General features: G+C 68.9%; 25 protein-coding genes and 4 tRNA genes. 7 read left to right on the top strand and 22 right to left on the bottom strand.

Annotated features, from left to right (window positions below):
- Nucleotides 1-72: 72 nt before the first annotated feature.
- The 11 genes from nusG to ACFWW9_RS16640 all read right to left on the bottom strand — a co-directional run bounded on the left by nusG (nt 73) and on the right by ACFWW9_RS16640 (nt 7,775).
- Nucleotides 73-924, bottom strand: a complete 852-nt coding sequence (gene nusG / locus ACFWW9_RS16690) for a transcription termination/antitermination protein NusG (RefSeq protein WP_390377693.1) — start codon at nt 922-924, stop codon at nt 73-75.
- A gap of 67 nt (nt 925-991) precedes the next feature.
- Nucleotides 992-1,393 (bottom strand): preprotein translocase subunit SecE, encoded by a 402-nt coding sequence (secE, locus tag ACFWW9_RS16685; protein WP_390377690.1) that lies wholly within the window; start codon nt 1,391-1,393, stop codon nt 992-994.
- Between the two features lie 30 nt (nt 1,394-1,423).
- Nucleotides 1,424-1,496, bottom strand: a tRNA-Trp gene (locus ACFWW9_RS16680).
- Nucleotides 1,497-2,285: 789 nt separating this feature from the next.
- Nucleotides 2,286-2,705, bottom strand: a complete 420-nt coding sequence (locus ACFWW9_RS16675; RefSeq protein WP_390377687.1) for a MaoC family dehydratase — start codon at nt 2,703-2,705, stop codon at nt 2,286-2,288.
- Nucleotides 2,702-3,163, bottom strand: a complete 462-nt coding sequence (locus ACFWW9_RS16670; RefSeq protein ID WP_390377684.1) for a MaoC family dehydratase N-terminal domain-containing protein — start codon at nt 3,161-3,163, stop codon at nt 2,702-2,704. Before ACFWW9_RS16670 ends, ACFWW9_RS16675 begins: the two co-directional genes overlap by 4 nt.
- 73 nt (nt 3,164-3,236) lie before the next feature.
- A complete protein-coding gene (gene rpmG / locus ACFWW9_RS16665; protein WP_015105301.1) occupies nt 3,237-3,401 on the bottom strand; it encodes a 50S ribosomal protein L33 in 165 nt (54 codons plus the stop codon).
- Nucleotides 3,402-3,526: 125 nt separating this feature from the next.
- A tRNA-Met gene (locus ACFWW9_RS16660) sits at nt 3,527-3,599 on the bottom strand.
- Between the two features lie 50 nt (nt 3,600-3,649).
- Nucleotides 3,650-3,725: transfer RNA gene (locus ACFWW9_RS16655), tRNA-Thr, on the bottom strand.
- 68 nt (nt 3,726-3,793) lie between these two features.
- A complete protein-coding gene (locus ACFWW9_RS16650) occupies nt 3,794-6,406 on the bottom strand; it encodes a putative bifunctional diguanylate cyclase/phosphodiesterase (RefSeq protein WP_390377681.1) in 2,613 nt (870 codons plus the stop codon).
- 173 nt (nt 6,407-6,579) lie between these two features.
- Nucleotides 6,580-7,350 (bottom strand): PhzF family phenazine biosynthesis protein, encoded by a 771-nt coding sequence (locus ACFWW9_RS16645; protein ID WP_390377678.1) that lies wholly within the window; start codon nt 7,348-7,350, stop codon nt 6,580-6,582.
- Nucleotides 7,351-7,361: 11 nt separating this feature from the next.
- Nucleotides 7,362-7,775 (bottom strand): hypothetical protein, encoded by a 414-nt coding sequence (locus ACFWW9_RS16640; protein ID WP_390377675.1) that lies wholly within the window; start codon nt 7,773-7,775, stop codon nt 7,362-7,364.
- A 355-nt stretch (nt 7,776-8,130) separates the two neighbouring features.
- Between ACFWW9_RS16640 and ACFWW9_RS16635 the strand changes: the two genes are divergently transcribed.
- Nucleotides 8,131-8,385: a hypothetical protein gene (locus ACFWW9_RS16635; RefSeq protein ID WP_390377672.1), complete on the top strand. Its 255-nt coding sequence runs from the start codon at nt 8,131-8,133 to the stop codon at nt 8,383-8,385.
- A gap of 111 nt (nt 8,386-8,496) precedes the next feature.
- A complete protein-coding gene (locus ACFWW9_RS16630; protein WP_390377670.1) occupies nt 8,497-8,676 on the top strand; it encodes a 4-oxalocrotonate tautomerase family protein in 180 nt (59 codons plus the stop codon).
- Here the strand turns inward: ACFWW9_RS16630 and ACFWW9_RS16625 are convergent.
- Together ACFWW9_RS16625 and ACFWW9_RS16620 are read right to left on the bottom strand one after the other, a co-directional pair.
- Nucleotides 8,673-9,623 (bottom strand): HNH endonuclease, encoded by a 951-nt coding sequence (locus ACFWW9_RS16625; protein WP_390377667.1) that lies wholly within the window; start codon nt 9,621-9,623, stop codon nt 8,673-8,675. The genes ACFWW9_RS16630 and ACFWW9_RS16625 overlap by 4 nt on opposite strands.
- A gap of 187 nt (nt 9,624-9,810) precedes the next feature.
- Nucleotides 9,811-9,893: transfer RNA gene (locus ACFWW9_RS16620), tRNA-Tyr, on the bottom strand.
- A gap of 123 nt (nt 9,894-10,016) precedes the next feature.
- Here ACFWW9_RS16620 and ACFWW9_RS16615 point away from each other — a divergent pair.
- On the top strand, nt 10,017-10,508 hold the full coding sequence (locus ACFWW9_RS16615; protein ID WP_390377664.1) for a YajQ family cyclic di-GMP-binding protein: 492 nt from the start codon (nt 10,017-10,019) through the stop codon (nt 10,506-10,508).
- A gap of 4 nt (nt 10,509-10,512) precedes the next feature.
- Nucleotides 10,513-11,394: a glucose-1-phosphate thymidylyltransferase RfbA gene (gene rfbA, locus ACFWW9_RS16610; RefSeq protein WP_390377660.1), complete on the top strand. Its 882-nt coding sequence runs from the start codon at nt 10,513-10,515 to the stop codon at nt 11,392-11,394.
- Here rfbA and htpX read toward each other — a convergent pair.
- From htpX to ACFWW9_RS16590, 4 genes are read right to left on the bottom strand one after another with little or no spacing between them, the layout of a single operon-like run.
- The gene (gene htpX, locus ACFWW9_RS16605) at nt 11,391-12,254 is read right to left on the bottom strand and encodes a zinc metalloprotease HtpX (protein ID WP_390377657.1); all 864 of its coding nucleotides are present in this window, start codon (nt 12,252-12,254) and stop codon (nt 11,391-11,393) included. The genes rfbA and htpX overlap by 4 nt on opposite strands.
- 18 nt (nt 12,255-12,272) lie before the next feature.
- Nucleotides 12,273-12,752 (bottom strand): 4Fe-4S binding protein, encoded by a 480-nt coding sequence (locus tag ACFWW9_RS16600; RefSeq protein WP_390377654.1) that lies wholly within the window; start codon nt 12,750-12,752, stop codon nt 12,273-12,275.
- Nucleotides 12,749-13,321 (bottom strand): NADH-quinone oxidoreductase subunit C, encoded by a 573-nt coding sequence (locus ACFWW9_RS16595; protein WP_390377651.1) that lies wholly within the window; start codon nt 13,319-13,321, stop codon nt 12,749-12,751. Before ACFWW9_RS16595 ends, ACFWW9_RS16600 begins: the two co-directional genes overlap by 4 nt.
- Nucleotides 13,318-13,761: an NADH-quinone oxidoreductase subunit B gene (locus ACFWW9_RS16590; protein WP_390377648.1), complete on the bottom strand. Its 444-nt coding sequence runs from the start codon at nt 13,759-13,761 to the stop codon at nt 13,318-13,320. The genes ACFWW9_RS16595 and ACFWW9_RS16590 overlap by 4 nt, the downstream gene beginning before the upstream one ends.
- Nucleotides 13,762-14,014: 253 nt before the next feature.
- Between ACFWW9_RS16590 and ACFWW9_RS16585 the strand changes: the two genes are divergently transcribed.
- Nucleotides 14,015-15,049: a LysR family transcriptional regulator gene (locus ACFWW9_RS16585; RefSeq protein WP_390377645.1), complete on the top strand. Its 1,035-nt coding sequence runs from the start codon at nt 14,015-14,017 to the stop codon at nt 15,047-15,049.
- Nucleotides 15,050-15,065: 16 nt separating this feature from the next.
- Here ACFWW9_RS16585 and ACFWW9_RS16580 read toward each other — a convergent pair whose 3' ends face one another.
- The 5 genes from ACFWW9_RS16580 to ddaH form a co-directional block, all read right to left on the bottom strand.
- Nucleotides 15,066-15,404 carry a hypothetical protein gene (locus tag ACFWW9_RS16580; protein WP_390377642.1) on the bottom strand — a complete coding sequence of 113 codons (339 nt, stop codon included), beginning with the start codon at nt 15,402-15,404 and terminating at the stop codon, nt 15,066-15,068.
- A 72-nt stretch (nt 15,405-15,476) separates the two neighbouring features.
- Nucleotides 15,477-15,635: a hypothetical protein gene (locus ACFWW9_RS16575; protein WP_390377639.1), complete on the bottom strand. Its 159-nt coding sequence runs from the start codon at nt 15,633-15,635 to the stop codon at nt 15,477-15,479.
- 138 nt (nt 15,636-15,773) lie between these two features.
- Entirely contained in the window at nt 15,774-16,232 is a 459-nt protein-coding gene (locus tag ACFWW9_RS16570; protein ID WP_390377636.1) for an ABA4-like family protein, read from the bottom strand.
- On the bottom strand, nt 16,229-17,179 hold the full coding sequence (locus tag ACFWW9_RS16565) for a hypothetical protein (protein WP_390377633.1): 951 nt from the start codon (nt 17,177-17,179) through the stop codon (nt 16,229-16,231). Before ACFWW9_RS16565 ends, ACFWW9_RS16570 begins: the two co-directional genes overlap by 4 nt.
- A 134-nt stretch (nt 17,180-17,313) precedes the next feature.
- Nucleotides 17,314-18,204, bottom strand: a complete 891-nt coding sequence (gene ddaH, locus ACFWW9_RS16560; protein WP_390377630.1) for a dimethylargininase — start codon at nt 18,202-18,204, stop codon at nt 17,314-17,316.
- A 66-nt stretch (nt 18,205-18,270) separates the two neighbouring features.
- Here ddaH and ACFWW9_RS16555 point away from each other — a divergent pair, with 66 nt between their 5' ends.
- The gene (locus tag ACFWW9_RS16555) at nt 18,271-18,720 is read left to right on the top strand and encodes an Lrp/AsnC family transcriptional regulator (protein ID WP_390377627.1); all 450 of its coding nucleotides are present in this window, start codon (nt 18,271-18,273) and stop codon (nt 18,718-18,720) included.
- Nucleotides 18,721-18,730: 10 nt separating this feature from the next.
- On the top strand, nt 18,731-19,483 hold the full coding sequence (locus tag ACFWW9_RS16550) for an enoyl-CoA hydratase (protein WP_390377624.1): 753 nt from the start codon (nt 18,731-18,733) through the stop codon (nt 19,481-19,483).
- Nucleotides 19,484-19,678: the final 195 nt, after the last annotated feature.

Genomic DNA, 19,678 nt, shown 5'->3' with positions numbered 1-19,678 from the left:
ACGTGCGGAAAAAAACCTAGCAGGTCAGAGCGGCTGCGAGAGCCACTCTGACCTGCTCGGAAGACGGTGAGATCAGTTCTTCTGGATCTGGTCGAAGCTCAGCTCGACCGGGGTCTCGCGACCGAAGATCGACACCAGGACCTTCAGCTTCTGGCCGTCGGCGTTGACCTCGCTGATCGTCGCGGGCAGCGTCGCGAACGGGCCGTCCATGACGGTGACCGACTCGCCGACCTCGAAGTCGACCTCGATGGTGGACTTGGCCGGGCCGGACGTCGACTTCTTGCCCTCGGCCGCCTTCGGCTCCACCTGCGGGAGGAGGAACTTCAGCACGTCGTCGATGGTCAACGGGGAGGGCTTGGACGTCGCACCGACGAAGCCGGTCACGCCAGGCGTGTTGCGCACCGCGCTCCACGAGGAGTCGTTGAGCTCCATGCGGACCAGGATGTAGCCGGGCAGCACCTTGCGCTGCACCTGCTTGCGCTGGCCGTTCTTGATCTCGGTGACTTCCTCGGTCGGCACCTCGACCTGGAAGATGTAGTCCTCCATGTCGAGCGTCTGGATGCGCGTCTCGAGGTTCGTCTTGACCTTGTTCTCGTACCCCGCGTACGAGTGCACGACGTACCAGTAGCCGGGCGCCGCACGCAGTGCGTCGCGCATCTCGGCCACCGGGTCGGCGGGCTCGGCGTGGATGTCGGGCAGCTCGGCGGCCGCCTCGTCGTCCCCGTCCTCGACGGACTCGACGTCGCCACCCGACTCGGGCTCCGCATCGGTCTCGTCGTCCACGTCGGTCGCGGACCCCTCGGTGTCCTCCAGCTCGACGACCGGTTCGACGTGCACGGAGTCGCCGTCCTGAGCGGCGGCGAACACCTCTTCGTCGGTCAGGTCGGTCAGCTCGTGGGCGTCAACGCCGTTCTCGGAGGTCACTGCGGGTCTCGCTTCCTTTCGTGCATCACGTGTTCGGCCACCTCAGCGGAGGCCGGCGCCATTCGGCTCAGCCGAACAGCTCGAACACGGCCCAGCCGAAACCAACGTCCAGGCCGTACACGAGGGCGACCATGAAGGTCACGAAGACCAGCACGACCCCGGTGTACGTGACGAGCTGCTTGCGCGTCGGCCAGATGACCTTGCGCAGCTCGCTGACGACCTCGCGGATGTAGCGGAAACCCCTGGAGATCAGCGAAGGCCGCTTCTCCTGGGCGTCCCGAGCCCGCGTGGCACGGCCCTTCTTCGACGCCGAGTCCTCGTCCTCGTCGGACGCGGACACCTTCTTGGCGTCGTCCTTGCGGGAAGCCGGACGGGCGGAAGCACGACGCTCACGCCGGGCCGCAGCGGTGACCGGCCGAGCCGCGCTCTCGCGCTCCTCCGGCTGATCCTGCTCGCGGTCGTCGCTCATGCCGTCCTCCACTCGCCGTGCATTTCGACGCAGGGGCGACAGGAATCGAACCTGCAACCTGCGGTTTTGGAGACCGCTGCTCTGCCAATTGAGCTACGCCCCTTTGGGGCCTGCGTGCTGCCCCTGGCTTTGGACGCCTTCCAGCCTCCCCGTGGGGGTCCACGGAGCACCTGGTTGGACTTCCAAGTCCGGAAGCATACGGCACGAACACCCGCACACTCCAACTGCCCCGGTCAGCGTGCTGACTGGACTGTCAGGCAACAGCCTACCCACATCGGGGGGTGGGGTGCTGCGGGAGGGGGCTGTTGGTGGGGGCTGGCGGTGGGGGTGGTGGGGGTGGGGATCCTGATCTTCTTTCGGGTTTTGTCGGGGGTCTTGGGGTGTTGCTGCCGGGGTTGGGGTTTTCTTGGTGTTTCTGGGTTGGGGTTTTCTGGAGGCTTCGTGGGGGTTGTGTTTGCTTGGGCGGTGTTGGTGGGGGCTTTGGCGGGGCGGGCTTCGTGCCGTAGGGCTTCTGCCTGCGGGTTTCGGCCTGGTCGTCAGGGTGGCCGCCGGTTCCAGCGTGCTGTGGCCGATTTGATTTGGGGCCCCTAGATTTGCCCCTTGATCGGGCCAAAAGGCAGTGCCCCAAAGCCCTGCCCGATCTCCAATTTTAAGGGGCAAATCCCCCAAATAAAATCGGCCACGTTCCGTGGCCGGGCCCCAGTCCCGTAGTGGGTCGGGTTCAGGGAAAAAGACGAAAACCTTGGGCTCTGGGCCTCGAGGCTCTGGGGGGCCTCTTGGGGGCCTCTGGCCGACGCCAGCAGGGTTGTCGGGGCTGCTGGGCCGCTGGGGCTGCTGGCGTCGGTTCGGGCTGTGGGTTGTGCGCTACGGGTCGCGGACTGCGGACTGCGGGTTATGGGAGGCGGACGCGGGCTGTGGCGCCGCCGAGTACTGACTTGCCGTCGAAGGTTGCGGTGATGGCGATCTTGAAGGTGCCGTCTTCCAGGTGCTTGGTGACCTTGGCGGTGACCTCCACCGTCGCGCCCTCTGCCGTGTCCGGGACTGGGACGGGCCTGCCGAAGCGGACTCCGTACTCGACCACCGCTCCGGGGTCGCCGGTCCAGTCCGTGACGATTCTGGACGCCATGCCCATCGTGAGCATGCCGTGGGCGATCACGCCGGGGAGTCCTACCTCTTGCGCGAAGCGCTCGTTCCAGTGAATCGGGTTGAAGTCCAGTGACGCGCCCGCGTAGCGGACCAGGTCCGCCCTCGTGATGGTGAGGGTCAGCGGGGGCAGGGTGGTGCCTTCGGTGACTTCTTCGGCCTTGATCATGCCTGGTCCTCCGTGGCGGTGCCCCTGGCTACCAGGGTGGAGCGGGCGGTGGTGATCTGCTCGCCCTCTTCGGTGCTGACCTCCGCGCGGACGCTGATGATGTCGTTGCCCATGCGGGAGTTGATGGCGTCGACGTGCGTGGTGACCACGAGGCGGTCGCCCGCCGTGATGGGGCGGTGGTGGGCGAAGGTCTGGTCGCCGTGGACCACGCGGGTGTAGTCGAGTCCCAACTCCGGGTCCTTGACGAGGACCTCGTTGGCCTTCATCGACACGAGGATCGCGAAAGTCGGTGGGGCGATCACGTCGGGGTAGCCCGCCGCTTTCGCGGCCTCCTGGTCGCGGTGGAGGGCGCTGGGAGCGCCCACCGCTTCGGCGAACTCGCGGATCTTCTCCCTGCTCACCTCGTACGCGGGTGAAGGGGGGTAGGAACGTCCGATGAACGATTGGTCCAGTGCCACGGGGGCAGATTACGCGAAGAGGCCGCCCCCACTCGGGGACGGCCTCTTCGTGAGCTCGCGGGAAACGCTGGTGTCAGCGGGTTTCCTTGTGCGCGCGGTGGGTCTTGCAGTTCGGGCAGAACTTCTTGATCTCCAGGCGGTCGGGGTCGTTCCGACGGTTCTTCCTGGTGATGTAGTTCCGGTGCTTGCACTCCTCGCACGCGAGAGTGATCTTCGGACGTACGTCGGTTGCAGCCACGGCCTTGCCTTTCTAGAGCTCGGTTCCCCTCGAAGACTCCGCGGAGGGCTTACCCCCGCGGCGAGGTCCGGGCGCCCAGTCGCCCGGCTGTGGGTCCAGGCGAACCTGGCTGGGAGCTAACTGTGTAGCGGTGGCCGGACTTGAACCGGCGACACAGCGATTATGAGCCGCTTGCTCTACCAACTGAGCTACACCGCTTTGCACGACTCGGCCGCGGTGCGTACTGCACATGCACCGCGGCCGGGTTGTGGAGCCCCAATACGGAATCGAACCGTAGACCTTTTCCTTACCATGGAAACGCTCTACCGACTGAGCTATTGGGGCACTTGCTCCTTGCGGGGCAAGAAGAATCTTACACACGACGTCCCCGAAGTGGAAATCGGGGGGTGGCCTTAGTGGACCAAGGTGAGCACCGTCTCATCGCGGGCGCCCCTGACCTGCACCGTTCGTGCTCCGAGCCACGCCTCGAAGCGCTCCTCGGACAGCGGGCGGGAGATCAGGTAGCCCTGGGCGATGTCGCAGCCCATGCTGACCAACTGGTCGCGCGCGGCGTCGTCCTCGACGCCCTCGGCGACGACCGTGAGGCCGAGCGAGTGGCCGAGTTCGACGATGCTCCGGACGACGGCCATGTCGCCGAGGTCCGTGCCCATGCCGAGGACGAAGCTCTTGTCGATCTTGACCTCGTCGACCGGCAGCTGGCGCAGGTACGCGAGCGACGAGTAGCCGGTGCCGAAGTCGTCGACCGCCAGCACCACGCCCAGCGCGTGCAGCCTGCGCAGCACGGGCAGGGCGCGTTCCGGGTCGGCCATCACGCCGGACTCGGTCAGCTCGAACGTGAGGAGCTGGGGCGGGACGTTGTGGTGTTGCAGGGCCGTGGCGACGCGGTCCGGGAACTCCTCGTCGGCCAGCGTGCGCACGGAGAGGTTGACCGCGATGGACATCCGCAGGCCGCGGTCCATCCAGCCGCGGACGCGTTCCAGTGCCTTGTCCATGACGAAGTCGGTGAGGACGTCCACCAGTCCGGTGGCCTCCACGGCGGGCACGAACTCGTCCGGGTCGACGCGGCCGAACTCCGGGTGCTTCCAGCGGACCAGGGCCTCGGCCCCGACGACCTGACGGCTCGGCAGGGCCACCTTGGGCTGGTAGTGCACGGAGATCTGGCCGGTCTCCAGCGCCTGGCGGAACTGGGTGACGAGCTGGAAGCGGCGCAGGAAGATCTGGCCCATGCTCGGCACGTACGAGCGCACCGGCTCGGCCTCGCTGGTGGCGCGGACGGCGACGTCGGCGCGTTGCAGCAGGACGTCGACGTCCGGGTCGTCCTCGGACTCGTCCGTGGAGACGTAGCCGACGACGGCGCTCGCTTCGACGGTGAGGCGGTCGACCGGGTACGGGACCGACAGGGCCGAGCGGAGGCGTTCGGCGATCTCCTGGGCGCGGTCGGCCATGCGGTCGACGAGGAGCGCGGCGAACATGCCGCCCTCCAGTCGGGCCAAGGCGACCTCGGGGCCGAGTTCGTCGCGCAGCCTGCGGCCCGCGGCGACGACCATGCGGTTGCCCCAGGCCTGGCCGAGCGCGTCGGAGACGGTCGACAGGACGTCCAGGTCGATGCGCAGGACCACGGGCTTGGTGTGCTGGCGCAGCGGCTCGGCGGCGGCCTCGCGGAAGCCCGCGCGGTTGAGCAGGCCGGTCAGCGGGTCGTGGTAGGCGTCGTGGCGGAGGCGGGCGAGCAGCCTGCGGTTGTCCACGGCGGTCGCGAGGTGGCTGGCGAGCGTGCGGAGCAGTTGGATGTCGGCCTTGCCGAAGCCGCGCCACCGGCTGAGCCGGTCGTGCGCCTCGACCGCTCCGAGGAGTTGGGTCGCGCCGCGCAGCGGCACCACCAGCGCCTCCTGCGCGTCGCGGCGGGCGAGGGCCTCGGTGACGTCCTCGTTCGAGTCGACGACCCGGAAGTAGCGGACGTGCGTGCCGGGGAGCTGGAGCATCGGGTCCTCGCGGACGACGCGGGAGTCGACCACGGGCCTGCCGGGCAGCGGCTCGCCGGCGACCAGCGTGCGCATCGGCTCCTGCGGGTCCGTGCGCAGCCGGAGCACGACGCGGTTGGCGTTGAGCTGCTCGCGGATGCGCTCGGCGATGAGCTGCCACTCGTCGTCCTCGTTGCCGTCCTCGTCCTGGCCCGGTGTGTTGCGCGGGCCGGTCGCGTTCTGGCCGGACCGGGCGACGCGCAGCGAGACCTCGCTGAGCGCCTCCAGGTCGCGCTGCTCGCGCAGGAGGGAGGAGTACGCCACGTAGATGGCCGTGATGCCCGCGAACACCAGCGCGATCAGCAGGCCGCCCCACTGGGTGGTCGACGCGATCTCGTAGGCCACGAGGCCCGCGGAGGTGTTCAGCAGGGCGACGATGAGGGTCTGGCCGACCAGGCGGAGGCTCGCGGTGACCCGCATCCCCTTGCCCATGATCCGCAACGCGGTGAGCCCGAGGACGCTGGCCAGCAGCGGGACGGCGATCGTGCCGAGGAACGGTCCGGCCCAGAACGGGCCGTCTTCGCCGAGCGCCTGCTTGACGCCGTGGGCGACCGCGAACGCGACCGAGATCTCCATGAACATCAGGCCCGCGTTGTAGGCGACGCGGTTGAGCACGCGGCGGCCGAGCAGCGTGCCGACGCCCGCCACGACGTGCGCGGCCAGCACGACCTCGAACGGCGCCACCAGCAGACCCAGGACCAGCGGGATCTCGGTGAACGAGATCGTCCACGCCACCCCGCTGCGGACGTCGACGTTGATGGCGAGCTGCTCCGCGAGCAGGAAGCCGATGACGAGCAGCGGGCCGGTCCAGAACAGGCGGGTGTCGACCGGGTGGTCGGGCAGCCAGCCGCCGACGAGCACGGCGCAGGACACCCCGGCGACGAGGAGCACCGCCGCGAAGAGGTTGAAGTTCAGCGACCTGTTGGGGGTCCTGCCTGACCCGCGCACTGCCGAGTCCGACAGTGTGGCCGACGCACGGTCGGACATCCAGCCTCCTCGTCGGCCCTCGTGTCGGTGGGCCGGGTCGCGGCCGTCGAACTCGGCGTGACTGAGGGGTCCCGAACAGTGACCAGGACCCCTCTAAGAGCATCAATGTACCTCGGTTGGGCGATGAAATGGCAGGTCGACGAGGCATATACCACGTGAAGTGACGAAACCGGTCACACGGTCAGCTCTCCGCGCAGCACCGTGACACCTTGGCCCGCCAATCCGACGCGGTCGTCACGGAGGGTCATCTGGACACGTCCGCCGCGTGGGGACGCTTGTTCGCCGAGCAGCGTCTGACGGCCCAGCCTGGGCGACCACCACGCCGCGAGCGTGCAGTGAGCGGATCCGGTCACCGGATCTTCCGGCACGCCGAACGACGGGTAGAAGCAGCGGCTGACCACGTCGACGCCCGGCAGGTCGCCGCGGGCCGTGACGATCACGCCCCGCCCCGGCACGTCGTCGAGCAGCACCAGGTCCGGCCGCAGCGCGCGCACCTCGGCGGCCGACGCGACCTCGACGAGCACGTCCGACACGCCCCTCGCGACGGCCTTCACCGTCACGCCGGGCAGGGCCGCGCGCAGCAGCGGCGTGGCGTCAACCGGGACCGGCGGGTCGGCCGGGAAGTCCATCTCGACCCACCCGTCCTTCCCCGCCGTGCAGGTGAGGAACCCGCTGCGGGTGCTGAACACGGCGGAACCGCCCAGCACGTGCGCGGTGGCGAGGGTGGCGTGGCCGCACAGGTCGACCTCGGTCGTCGGCGTGAACCAGCGCAACGGGAACGGCCCGGAACCGGACGCCTCGACGAACGCGGTCTCGGCGTGCTTCATCTCCGCCGCGACGGACTGCATCCACGCGGGGTCGGCGGGTTCGGGGAGCAGGACGACTCCGGCGGGGTTGCCGGAGAACGGACGGTCGGTGAACGCGTCCACCACGAAGATCTCCACGCGGCTCAACGCTAGACCAGCACCAGGTCGTCGTCGGGCGCGTTGCGCGCCAGTTCGAGCCGCAGCTCGTCGAGGCAGTTCTTCGCCTCGCCCGCCGCGAGGTGCTGGGCGGCGCCGCTGCCGGACGCCTCGCGGATCAGCAGCCACACCGCCGACAGCGGCGACGGCTGCTCGTCGGCGCGGACGGCCGACACGAGTTCCCGCTGCTCGGGGAACGGGTGCAGCGCGATCTGCTCGGTCCGGCCGCGCAGCTTCGCGAAGAGGGCCGACGGGGCGCCCGCGACGACGAGCCGGTCGAGCTTGGCGGACAGGTCGACGTTGAGGAGTTCGGAGGCGCTGAGCGGGCCGAAGTTCCGGATCGTGTTCAAGGCGTACTCGAGGTCGTCCACAGCGTGCAGGAGTTCCCTGTGGGCAGTGCGTTCCACGGCAGGTCTCGGCGGCGGCGGCGTGGCTGAGCGAGGCCGCGGCCGACGCAGGAACAGGCCGACCGACACCCCGATCACGAGAGCGGCCAGGGCAACAAGGATTTCGCTCATGTCTTGGCCATCGGCACCAGGCTCCGGCCGACCGCCCCCTCGCGCGACAACGGGTCCGAACCGAGCGCCGACCGGTCGTCGAACTTCGGTTGGGCTGAACAGTCCAGCCGATCGGCGTGGCGACATGATCGAAACGCCCGACCGGAGCAAGGTGGGACGGCACGAACCCCGCGGAGGTATTCGCGGGTCGGGTCCGACCTCCTAGAGGAACAGGGAGCACGACCGGAGAGAAGCGGGGGACCCGATGACCACCACGACGTCACGAGAGCTGTCCGGCCGTGCGCTGGCGATGCTGCGCGCGGTCGACGCGGGCCGAGCCGAGTTCACCGCGGGCCGCGAACCGGACCTGTACGTCGACGGTCTCCCCTGCTGCGACCAGACCGCCACCCACGACCTCGTCCACGCGGGCCTGCTGCGCCCCACCACGGCCGCCCTACCCGGACAACTGGTCCGCGCCGAGCTGACCGACGAGGGCAGGGCGGCACTCCGAACAGCCTGACCAGTCGAACATGTGTTCGACATGGGTTATGCTGCCGGAGCGGGGCCTGCACGCAAGGGAGAGGAAGCCCTTGCGCGCAGGCCTCGTCCAGTTCAAGGTCCGTGCATGCCCATGATCACCGTAGACATGTTCCCCGGCCGCACCGAAGAGCAGAAGCGCGCACTCGTGCGGGAGATGACCGACGCGATCGTCCGCACGTGCGACGTGAAGCCGGAAGGCGTGTGGGTCGTGATCCGCGAGGTCGAGGCGGGGAACTGGGCGATCGGCGGCCAACTGGTGTCGGACCGCTAGGCCCAGATGGCTGCCGCAGCCGAGAAGTGGTCAGCCAAGGCCTCCCTGCTGGGCGGGGCGACTCCCAATCTGCGACCGCGCAGTGCTCGATAGGTCGGGTAGTCGTCCAACCGCGGTGAGACGTGCACCTCGAGCGTGTCGGGGTGCACGGCCAGCAGACCCCGGTCGAGCAGGCGGTGAACGTCTCCCCTGAGCAGGAAACCCTCCTCGACCTCATGTCTCTGATGGATGGCGAAGGCCCTGAGGTGCGCGGCCTCCAGCGCCTCCTTCGGACAGGCGCCGGTCATGGCGCAGGTGGCGCCGTACTTGTCGAGCAGCGCCTGCCGGAACGACTGCTGACCGATCCGCACGGAAACGAGTGCGATCCGGCGCCCACCGTCGATCTTCGTCACCGGCGCGGCTTCAGGCGGGCTCGGGGGAACACCCAGATCACGCAGGGCCTGCTCCACCGAATCGGGCTTGAGCGCCCGGATCGAATGCTGCTGCCCCTGCTTCTCGGCGAACCCGTTGAGGTCGCTCAACGACAGTTCGCCGTTGAGGTCGCTCAACGACAGTTCGCCGTTGAGCGGTCGCCACGTGCCCGCATAGTTGGCCACGTACTTGGTGACCGTGATCATCTCCTCGTCCGGCCGGTCGAACACATGCTTGCAAGACGGGCAGAAGAACCGGGGCGACATCGTGGTACGCCTCTTGAAGCCGGTTGCACGACACTCCGGGCACCTCTTCCGGACCTTCGCCGCACCGGTTTCCCTGGCGATCTGCCGCACCCACCCCAGACCGCGCACGGACGTCTTGTCGCGGACGAACACCAGGTCACCCTCGGCGATCCGGCCGGAGTTGGGAACGGACGAGTCGTAGAGGTACATGAGCTCCAGGACGTCCGCGTACCCGGTGTTGCCCTGGAAATGCCGGTCCTCGCCGAACGACAACAGCGACCATGCCCCCACGTGCACCCCAAACGTCGTCCACCTTCGTTGGCCAGTTGTACCAACCAGGTCCGACAGTGACGTGCGAGTTCACTCGAGGAGTGCGGACCACTGAGCCGAGGGGATAAGCGCGACGCTTAGGTGACAACACCTGGACGAAAAACACCCCGTGACCTGTTTTCCCAGGTCACGGGGTGTTAACCAGTTGTGGCGGGTGTAGGATTCGAACCTACGTAGGCGTAAGCCGACGGATTTACAGTCCGCTCCCATTGGCCGCTCGGGCAACCCGCCTTGCGCCCGGTGGTGTCGGGTGCGAACAAGAGACTACATAACCCCGTGGAGGGGTTCGCAACCGGGTTACCCCGGTAACATCGGGGCTCGTCAAAGGCCCATCTACGCGGAGGTATCGAGCACGTGGCGGATCCGTCATTCGACGTCGTGAGCAAGGTCGACCGGCAGGAGGTCGACAACGCTCTCAACCAGGCCGCGAAGGAGCTGGGGACGCGGTTCGACTTCCGCGGGACCGGGACCGAGATCGCCTGGTCCGGTGAGGAGGCCATCGCGTTCCAGTCGGAGACCGAAGAGCGGTGCCGGGCGGCGATCGACGTCTTCCAGGAGAAGCTGGTGAAGCGCGGCATCTCGATGAAGGCGTTCGAGATCGGCGACCCGTCCATCTCGGGCAAGATCTACAAGGTCACCGGGACGCTGGTGCAGGGCATCACCTCGGAGAAGGCCAAGGAGATCGCGAAGAAGGTCCGCGACGAGGGCCCGAAGGGCGTGCAGGCGCAGATCCAGGGCGACCAGCTGCGGATCTCCGGCAAGAAGAAGGACCACCTCCAGGAGATCATCGCGTTGATCAAGGGCTCCGACTTCGGGATCGCGCTCCAGTTCACGAACTACCGGTAGCGGCGTGAAGGGCATCGTCCTGGCGGGTGGCAGCGGCACCAGGCTGCACCCGATCACGCAAGCGGTCTCGAAGCAGCTGCTGCCCGTCTACGACAAGCCGATGGTCTACTACCCGATCTCGGTGCTCATGCTCGCCGGGATCCGCGAGATCCTGCTGATCTCCACGCCGACCGACCTGCCGCACTTCCGCAGGCTGCTGGGCGACGGGTCGCAGTTCGGCCTGCGCGTCGAGTACGCCGAGCAGGCCGAGCCGAACGGGCTGGCCGAGGCGTTCGTGATCGGCGCGGACTTCATCGGCGGCGACACGGTCGCGCTGGTGCTGGGCGACAACATCTTCTACGGCCAGGGCTTCTCGCGGATGCTCCAGGAGCAGGTCGCGAAGCTCGACGGCTGCGTGCTGTTCGGCTACCCGGTGAAGGACCCCGAGCGCTACGGCGTCGGCGAGGTCGACGCGGGCGGGACGCTGGTCTCCATCGAGGAGAAGCCGTCGAAGCCCAAGTCGAACAAGGCGATCACCGGCCTGTACTTCTACGACAACCGGGTCGTGTCGATCGCGAGCGAGCTGAAGCCGTCGCCCAGGGGCGAGCTGGAGATCACCGACGTGAACCTCGCCTACCTGCGGGAGGGCCGGGCGAACCTGGTGGACCTCGGTCGCGGTTTCGCGTGGCTGGACACCGGGACGCACGACTCGCTGCTGGAGGCGGGCCAGTTCGTGCAGGTGCTGGAGCACCGGCAGGGCGTGCGGATCGCGTGTCTGGAGGAGATCGCGCTGCGGATGGGGCTCATCACGCCGGACCAGTGCTACCGGCTGGGCGAGGCGCTGTCGAAGTCCGGGTACGGCCAGTACGTGATGAACGTCGCACGCGAGGCGGGCGCGACCGCCTAGGGGCGGCGGAAGGCCAGTTCCTCGAGGCGCCGGATGCGCTCGGCCATCGGGGGGTGGGTGGAGAACAGCCTGCTGAGCGATTCGCCCGGCAGGAACGGGCTGGCGATCATCAGGTGCGACTGCGCCACCACGGCGGGCTCCGGTGCGAGCGGGGCCGCCTTGGTGCCGTGGTCGAGCTTGCGCAACGCCGAGGCGAGCGCCAGCGGGTCGCCGGTCAGCTCGGCTCCGGACGCGTCCGCCTGGAACTCGCGGGAGCGGCTGACGGCCATCTGCACGATGCCCGCGGCGACCGGGCCGAGGATCGCGATCAGCAGCAGCGCGAGCGGGTTCGGCCGGTCGTCGTCGCCACCGCCGAAGATGCCCGCGAACAGGGCGATGTTGGCGACCGTGCTGACCACGGACGCCAACGCGCCCGCGACGCACGAGATCAGGATGTCGCGGTTGTAGACGTGCGACAGCTCGTGGCCGAGGACCGCGCGCAGCTCACGCTCGTCGAGCAGTTCGAGGATGCCGGTCGTGCAGCAGACGGCGGCCGTGCGCGGGTTGCGGCCGGTCGCGAACGCGTTCGGGGCCATCGTGGGGCTGATGTACAGCCGCGGCATGGGCTGCCGCGCGGCCATCGACAGCTCCCGCACGATGCGGTGCATCGCGGGCTGCTCGACCTCCGACACGGCCCGCGCCCGCATCGCGCGCAGCGCCATCCTGTCGGAGTTGAAGTAGGCGTACGCGTTGACGCCCAGCGCCAGCAGCAGGCCGAAGAGGAGCGCGGTGCGCCCGAAGAACGAGCTGATCAGCACGATCAGGCCGCCCATCGCGCCGAGCAGCAGCGCGGTCTTCAACCCGTTGTAGTGCTTGTGCACGCTGGTTCGCCTCCGGGTTCACGTCCTCCCTCTCAACGCTCCCGGCCTGCGCGCGGTTCCTGAACCGCCGCGTACCGCACGTGTGGCGGTCGTCTCCGGGGCGGGTTCGGCGGCGGCGTCGAGCGGCGGGGGCGGCGGGACCTCGGCGATCCACGTGGCCAGCACGTCGCGCTCGTGGACGAGTTCGGCGACCGCGCCGTCGCCGTCCGCGCTGCCCGTGCCGGGATAGCCGAACTCCGGGGCCCAGTGCAGGGCGTCGAACGGGCACACCTCGACGCAGATGCCGCAGTAGAGGCACTGGCCGTAGTCGATGGCGAAGCGGTCGAGCACGTTGTGGGCGCGCGGACGGGCGTGACCCGGCGTTTCCACGGTCTCCGTGTGCGACTCGATGTGGATGCACCAGTCCGGGCACTCGCGGGCGCAGATCATGCAGACCGTGCAGTTGGACTCCAGCAGCGCGATCACGCCTCGGGTCCGGGGCGGGAGTTCGGCGGTCACGGCTGGTTCTCCTCTTTGCGTGGACCCCAGGTCACCGGATCCGGGACACCGGGCGGCAGGGTGCGACGACGGCTGGGCGAGGACGTGGAGTCCTCGCCGGGTTCGAGGCTGCCGGGCCACGGCCGCACGACGCGGGCGGCCAGCACGAAGTCCTTGCGCAGCGGGTGGCCCGCGAACGTGTCCGGCAGCAGCAGGCGGGCGACGGGTTCGGCGAGGGTGATGCCGAACATCTCCGCGGCTTCGCGCTCGTGCCACGCGGCCCCGGCCCACAGGCCCGCCACGCTGGGCAGCACGTCGTCCGCCGCGAGTTCGGTGCGGAGCAGGAGCCCGGACCGGGTGTCCGGGTGCAGGACGTGCAGCAGCACGGCGTGCCGGACCCCGCTGGCGCCGGGGCGACCGGCGTCCTCGACGCCGAGCCAGTCGAACGCCGCGCAGCCGAGGTCGTCGCGCGCGAACCGGGCGGCCGTTGACCACTGGTCCAGTTCCACGTGCGCGGTGCTCTGACCGAAGGCCGTCTTCACGACCGCGCCGGGCACGAGCGCGGCGAGGTCGGCGGACGCGGCGCTCACGAGACGACCAGCTTGTGCAGCGCGGCCAAGCCCTCCAGGAGCGCCTCGGGGCGCGGCGGGCAGCCGGGCACGGCGACGTGGACCGGCAGCACCTGGTCGATGCCCTTGGTGACGCTGTAGGAGTCCCAGTACGGCCCGCCGGTGTTGCTGCACGCCCCCACGGACAGCACGTAGCGCGGCTCGGGCATCTCCTCGTACGTCGCGACCACCGCGGGCAGCATCACGTCGGTGACGGTGCCGGACACGACCAGCACGTGCGCCTCTCCCCCGTCGCGCACCGGGTCGACGCCCAGGGCCTCGAGGTCGGCGGTGCCGCGACCGTCGAAGGCGGCCATCACCTCGACCCCGCAGCACGCGAGACCGAGGTCCAGCACGGTGATCCGGAAGGTGATACCCCAGTCGAGGCGCAGCCCGCGCTCGGCGAACATGGAAACCGTCACAGTCCGGAAGGCTAATACGTGGGGGCCCGCCAAGCTTGCGCCCGGCGAGCCCCCAACCCCCCTAATCCCCCCATAGGATTGCACCCCGCGATCTCTCAACCGGATGCGTGGAAAGTCTCTTACGAAACTCCTATACGTGTCCAGGGAAATGGGACAGAATCTAAGGATTATTTGTAGCCGAAGTGTGGTCAGGTTCAGTACAACTGATCGGTAGAACATCTCGCGGCCCGACGCGACGACCTGAGAGGCCCCCATGTCCAGCTCGGCACAGCTGCTGCTCCCCGCGGGAAACCAGCTCAGCAGGCTCCTGCACTCCCCGAACGCGCTGTTGGACACGACGATGGACCAGCTCAGGACGTTGCTGGCCGTCCACGAGACCCGCTCCGCGCTCCGGGCCGCGCGCGTGCTGGGCCGCGAGCAGTCGAGCGTGCAGAAGCAGATCGACACCCTGAACCGGAACTTCCGATCACTGTGCGGCGAACCTCTCGTCGTCAAGCAGGGTCGTGGAAAAGATGTGCTGATCACGCAAACCGGCGAGGCGCTGGTGGAATTGGCGCGCACCACGCTGGGCGATTGGCTCGACTCTATTCACGAGTGCAGGCGAAAGCTGGGGACCACGCTCACCGTCGGCACGACCCGGTTCATGCTCGACTCGCTGGCCAAGGCGTGGCACCACGTGGCGGACGAGTTCCAGCAGCGCGACGTCGAGCTGAAGGTCGTGCACATCCGCACGCGAGACATCTGGACGAAGCTGGAGAGCAAGGAGGTGGACGTGGTGTGCGGCAGCGTCGTGACGCACGCGGGCCACACCGGGCACCTGGACGAGTTCGACGTGATCGAGTGGCGGCGCGGCGGGCTGGCGCTGCTGACGAACCTGCCGGAGAAGCGCCTCGGCGACAGCGCGGGCGTCGGCGAGCTGCCGCGGCTGCCGCTGGTCGTGCCGGGCGACGGGCTGATCGCGGAGTTCCTGCGCGGCTGGTTCGGGCCGGACTACCGCAACGAGCTGGACATCGCGGCGGAGATCGACGAGATCCAGTACGGCATGTCGCTGCTGCGGTCCGGGCTCGTGCAGGGCTGCATGATCGTCACGTCCGGGCTGGGCGTGGTGGCGGCGAACCAGGAGCTGCGCGAGGGCAGCGGGCTGCGGGTCGTGGAGCTGAAGAACGACCGGGAGCCCGTGCTGGAACGGCTCGTGGGCGTGTTCGCGCGCAAGGAGGAGCGGGCCAAGTTCCCCGCGGACCACCCGCTGAACCTCCTGTGGGCCGCGTTCCAGGCCGAGGCGGGTTAGACCCGCAGCGGAGGCGCTAGGCGGCTTGGCGGTACCAGGCGCGCACGCGGGGCAGCGCCGTCAGGACGCCCGCGGCGGCCAGCGCGAGCGCGGACCAGGCCGCGTGCTGCCCCAGCAGGGCGATGACGACCACCACGACCGTGGCGACGAGCGTGCGGTGCACCCGGACGCTGCCGAACCACGCGGCGCCCGCCAGGATAGTGATCATCAGACCGCCGACGGCCGCCGTGGCGGCCAACGGGCCCGTGTCCGGGATCAGCAGGCCGACGACCGCCGCGGTGAGGCCGAGGGCCATCAGCACCGCGGTCGCGATCCCCAGCTCCACCGGCCGGGCGCTCCGTTCGACGTGGGACACGCGCTCCAGGATAGGGCGGAAAGGCCGCAAGGGCCGCTCACCGAGTGGCGAGCGGCCCTTGCGCGGTGGTGACTACTCCGGCTGCGCCTGGCTCGGGCGCTTCCGCTCGGCCTGCTTGACCAGCCACTCCAGGCCGTTCTTCGGCCGCTGCGCTTGCGGCGCTTGGGGCTTCACCTGCTCTTCGGCGGGTTCCTGCACTGGCGACGGACCTTGGGCGTCGAGGTCGTTCACGGCACGCTCCCTACCTGGTCGACAACAGGTGCCGTCGATCGGAGCATCGAGGGGGTGCTCGACGCTAGACCGATCAGCCCTCTGGGTGAACCCAGACAGATGACCAGAGCAGATGGGGTGTCGAATCGGTGTAGGTTTCTACGCCGCCGCTGGTGCCGGGCTCACGGCGTCCAGCTTCCGCCTTTCGAGCGCCGACCGCACCGCGAGGAAGAGGACGAGCGCGAACGGCGACAGGAAGATGGTCAGGACCAGGATCGGGCCCTCGACCAGCGGGTGCAGGCCGAGCCGCCGGGATTCGAGGTGGATCCAGCGGCCGATGAAGAGGTCGAACGAGATGATCTGGGCCCAGATCGCGGCCGCCCCGTAGGGCTCGCGGACGAAGGCGACGAGCGTGTCGAGGTTCGGGACGCTGACCACGTCCCACAGCTGGCCGAAGTGCGGGAGGGCCAGCAGGAAGTACACGACCAGTGGAAGAGCGGCGATCCACGGCGTGGCGACGATCTTGGCGGTGACCTTCGTGGTGGGCGCGAAGATCATCAGCAGCCAGAACGGCACCGTCAGGTAGAACGTGACGTCGAACAGGAACCGGGTGCTCATCCGACGGTCGCCTTGGTCTTGGCGTTCACGGCCCAAACCGCTCCCACGACCACGGCGACGACGATCGCGGCGGCCGCGGTGAGCGTGAGCGAGTCCGGAGCGGTGATCGGCTGACCCCGCTCGGCCTGCCAGAGCACCAGGCCGAAGAACAGCCCGTACCCGACGCCCGCGACACCGACCAGGCGCGTGCGCACGGCCTCGTCGGCGAGCACCGGCAGGCGCGTGGCGAGCACCGTCATGAGCAGGACCAGCAGCGGCAGCACCTGGAGGGCGTGCATCCCGAAGAAGTGCGGGATGCGCAGGTCACCACCGGTCGTGCTCCACCCCGTCACCGCCATCACCGGCCCGCCGTCCTCCTGGCCGACGGTGTGCGCGCCGATGACGCCCTTGAACGTCCCGTCGGTCATCGACGCGCGCTGGGAGGCGGTCGGCGACGTCATCAGGGCCCCCATGCCGATGCCCGCCAACGAGATCACCGCCCCGAAGCGGAGCGCCCACCGCGTGGCCCGATCGGCGAACGGCGTGCGCAGCACCAGGATCGTGAGGATCAGCGTGCCGGTCCACAGGACGGCGATGGACACCCCCATGACGGCGAAGACGGTGGAGTCGAGCGCCGTCATCACGTTGAAGTGGCTGCCCCGCCCGCGCACCACCTGCATGACGATGAGCGCCTGCTCCAGCAACAACACCGACGCCAACACGACCGACACGCGTTGGGCGAGCCGCTTACCGACCTTGAGCAGCGAGATCAGCCACGCCCAGGTGATCCCGTAGACCGCGATGGACACCGCGAACTTGAGCGGCTTCAACCAGATCGGCGCCCCCACCAGGATCCGCTCGTCCACCACCAGCCCCACGAGCGCAACAGCGATCAACGGCACCATCGCCCACGCCGTGACCAGCATCGGCCGGTTCCACCCCGCGGTTGACACGGACAGAGCTCTCATGACTGTTCCCCTCGAATGGATAGCTGCACTCGCCATAATGGAACGTAGCACTATCCATGTTGGCCGTCCAGCACTTCCCGAACACGACGAAGGCCCCCGGAAGTGTTCTTCCGGGGGCCTTCATCCGTCCAAGATCAGCCGCGCAACTCCATGGTGCAGCACTTCGGGCCGCCGCCGGATTTGCGGAGTTCCGAGATGTCGACGAAGACGGGGACGAAGCCGTGGGCTGTCAGTTGGGCCGCGAAGTCCGTTGCCTCCACCGGGAGGTAGACGTGGCGGCCGTCCGAGACCGCGTTGAGGCCCAGGCAGGCCGCGTCCGCCGCTGTGGCGATGATGGCGTTGGGGAAGAGGCGGCGGAGGACCTGTTGGGAGCCTGGGGAGAAGGCGTCCGGGTAGTAGGCGATCAGAGGGGTCGGGGACTGGTCGTCGAGGACGACCAGGGCGACGTCCAGGTGGTAGTAGCGGGGGTCGACCAGGTGCAGGGAGACGACGGGGACGCCTAGGACTTCCTGGGCCTCGGCGTGGGCTGCTGGGTCGGTGCGGAAACCGGTGCCCGCCAGTAGGAGGGTGCCCGTCCAGGCGAAGTCGCCTTCGGCCTCGTTGGTGCGTTCCGGCATCACCACGTCGCGGTAGCCGTTGTCCAGGAACCAGCGGCGGAAGTGGTCGGCCTCGGCGGCGCGTTGTTCGGCGCGGAAGCGGGAGCCCAGGACCCTGCCGTCGATGACGGTGCCGGAGTTCGCCGAGAAGACCATGTCCGGCAGGCCTGCCTGGGGTTCGATGACCTCGACCTTGTGCCCTGCGGACTCGTAGGCGTCCTTCAGAGCGGTCCACTGGGCCATCGCCAGGGACGTGCTCGTGGGGGTGGTGGGGTCCATCCACGGGTTGATCGCGTACTCGACGGTGAAGTGCTCCGGCGGGCACATGAGGTACCTGCGGGTCGTCGGCACGCGCAGGGGCGCGGCGGGCGCGCCTAGGTCCAGCACCAGCGGCTCGTCGCCGGGGCCCAGAATGGATACCGAGGTCATGGATCGAAATGTAGATGGCCGCCCGACCCTCGAACAACGCCACAATATTGCGTCTTTTAGGGCACTATGTTGCGTGTGGACTCCATCGACCATCGAATCATTTCGTGCCTCATGGCCAACGCCCGGTCCAGCTACGCGGAGATCGGGAACGTGGTGGGGCTGTCGGCTCCCGCGGTGAAGCGGCGGGTGGACAAGCTGCTGGACACCGGGGTGCTGCGCGGGTTCACCGCGGTGGTCGACCCCGAACAGCTCGGGTGGGGCACCGAGGCGTTCGTCGAGGTGCACTGCCGCGGCAACGTGTCGCCCAGCGACATCCAGAACCGGCTCGAACCGATGGCCGAGGTGATGGCCGCCTACACGGTGTCGGGCGCGGCGGACGCGATCGTGCACCTGCGGGCCGCCAGCATCCACCACCTGGAGACGGCGCTGGAACGGCTGCGGGCCGTCGAGATCATCGACCGGACCGTGTCGACGGTCGTGCTGTCCCGCCTCCTGGACCGGCCACCGGCTCCGTAGAGTCCCCCGCATGGCTGAGGTCGCACTGGAGCGTTCCGACCGCATCGCGGTGATCACCGTCCGGGACCCCGAACGCCGCAACGCGCTGACCCTGGAGCTGTCGGAGCAGTTGGCCGACGCCGTGCGCGCGTGTGAACGGGATCCCGAAGTCACCGCGGTGGTGGTGACCGGGGCGGCGCCCGCGTTCTGCGCGGGGGCCGACCTGACGGCGCTCGGCGAGGCCAAGGAGGAGGGCCTGCGGAGGATCTACGCGGGCTTCCTGGCGGTGGCGGACTGCTCGCTGCCGACGATCGCCGCGGTCAACGGGGCGGCGGTGGGCGCGGGGCTGAACCTGGCGCTGGCCTGCGACGTCCGGGTCGCCGGGCCGAGGGCGCGGTTCGACGCGCGGTTCCTCCAGCTGGGCATCCACCCCGGTGGCGGGATGACGTGGATGCTGCAACGGCTCGTCGGGCCGCAGACGGCCACGGCGATGACCTTGTTCGGGCAGATCCTGGACGCGGACGAGGCCGTGCGCACGGGACTGGCCTACACCCGGTCGGGTGATGATGTGGTCGCCGCCGCGCGGGACCTGGCGAAGGCGTCCGCCGAGGGGCCGCGGGAGCTGGTCCGGACCATCAAGGCGACGATGCGGACGACCGCGGCGCTCGACGACCACGCCGAGGCGGTGACCACCGAACTCGGACCGCAGGTCACGTCGATCGGGTCGCCGGAGTTCGCCGCGAAGCTCGCGGCGTTGAAGGACCGGATCAGCGGACGCCCCTAAATCTTCCCCCTACCGCAAGTAACTGTTACTGGGAGTACGCCGATCGGGCGTACATGCTGTGACCTGCACCGCCTTTGGCGGTCCGCGGGTGCCGTGCTGCCTACCGTCGAGTTGCGGACAAGCGAAGCCAGTGAGTCAGGGGTTCCCGCATGGTGGCACTCGGGCCACCGTTGCCTTAGCACAAACGACTACCCT

The organism is Umezawaea sp. NPDC059074 (assembly GCF_042738955.1).
Taxonomy (GTDB): domain Bacteria; phylum Actinomycetota; class Actinomycetes; order Mycobacteriales; family Pseudonocardiaceae; genus Umezawaea.
The sequence above is the reverse complement of the archived record's forward strand: the minus strand, read 5'-3'. Positions and strand labels throughout refer to the sequence as shown.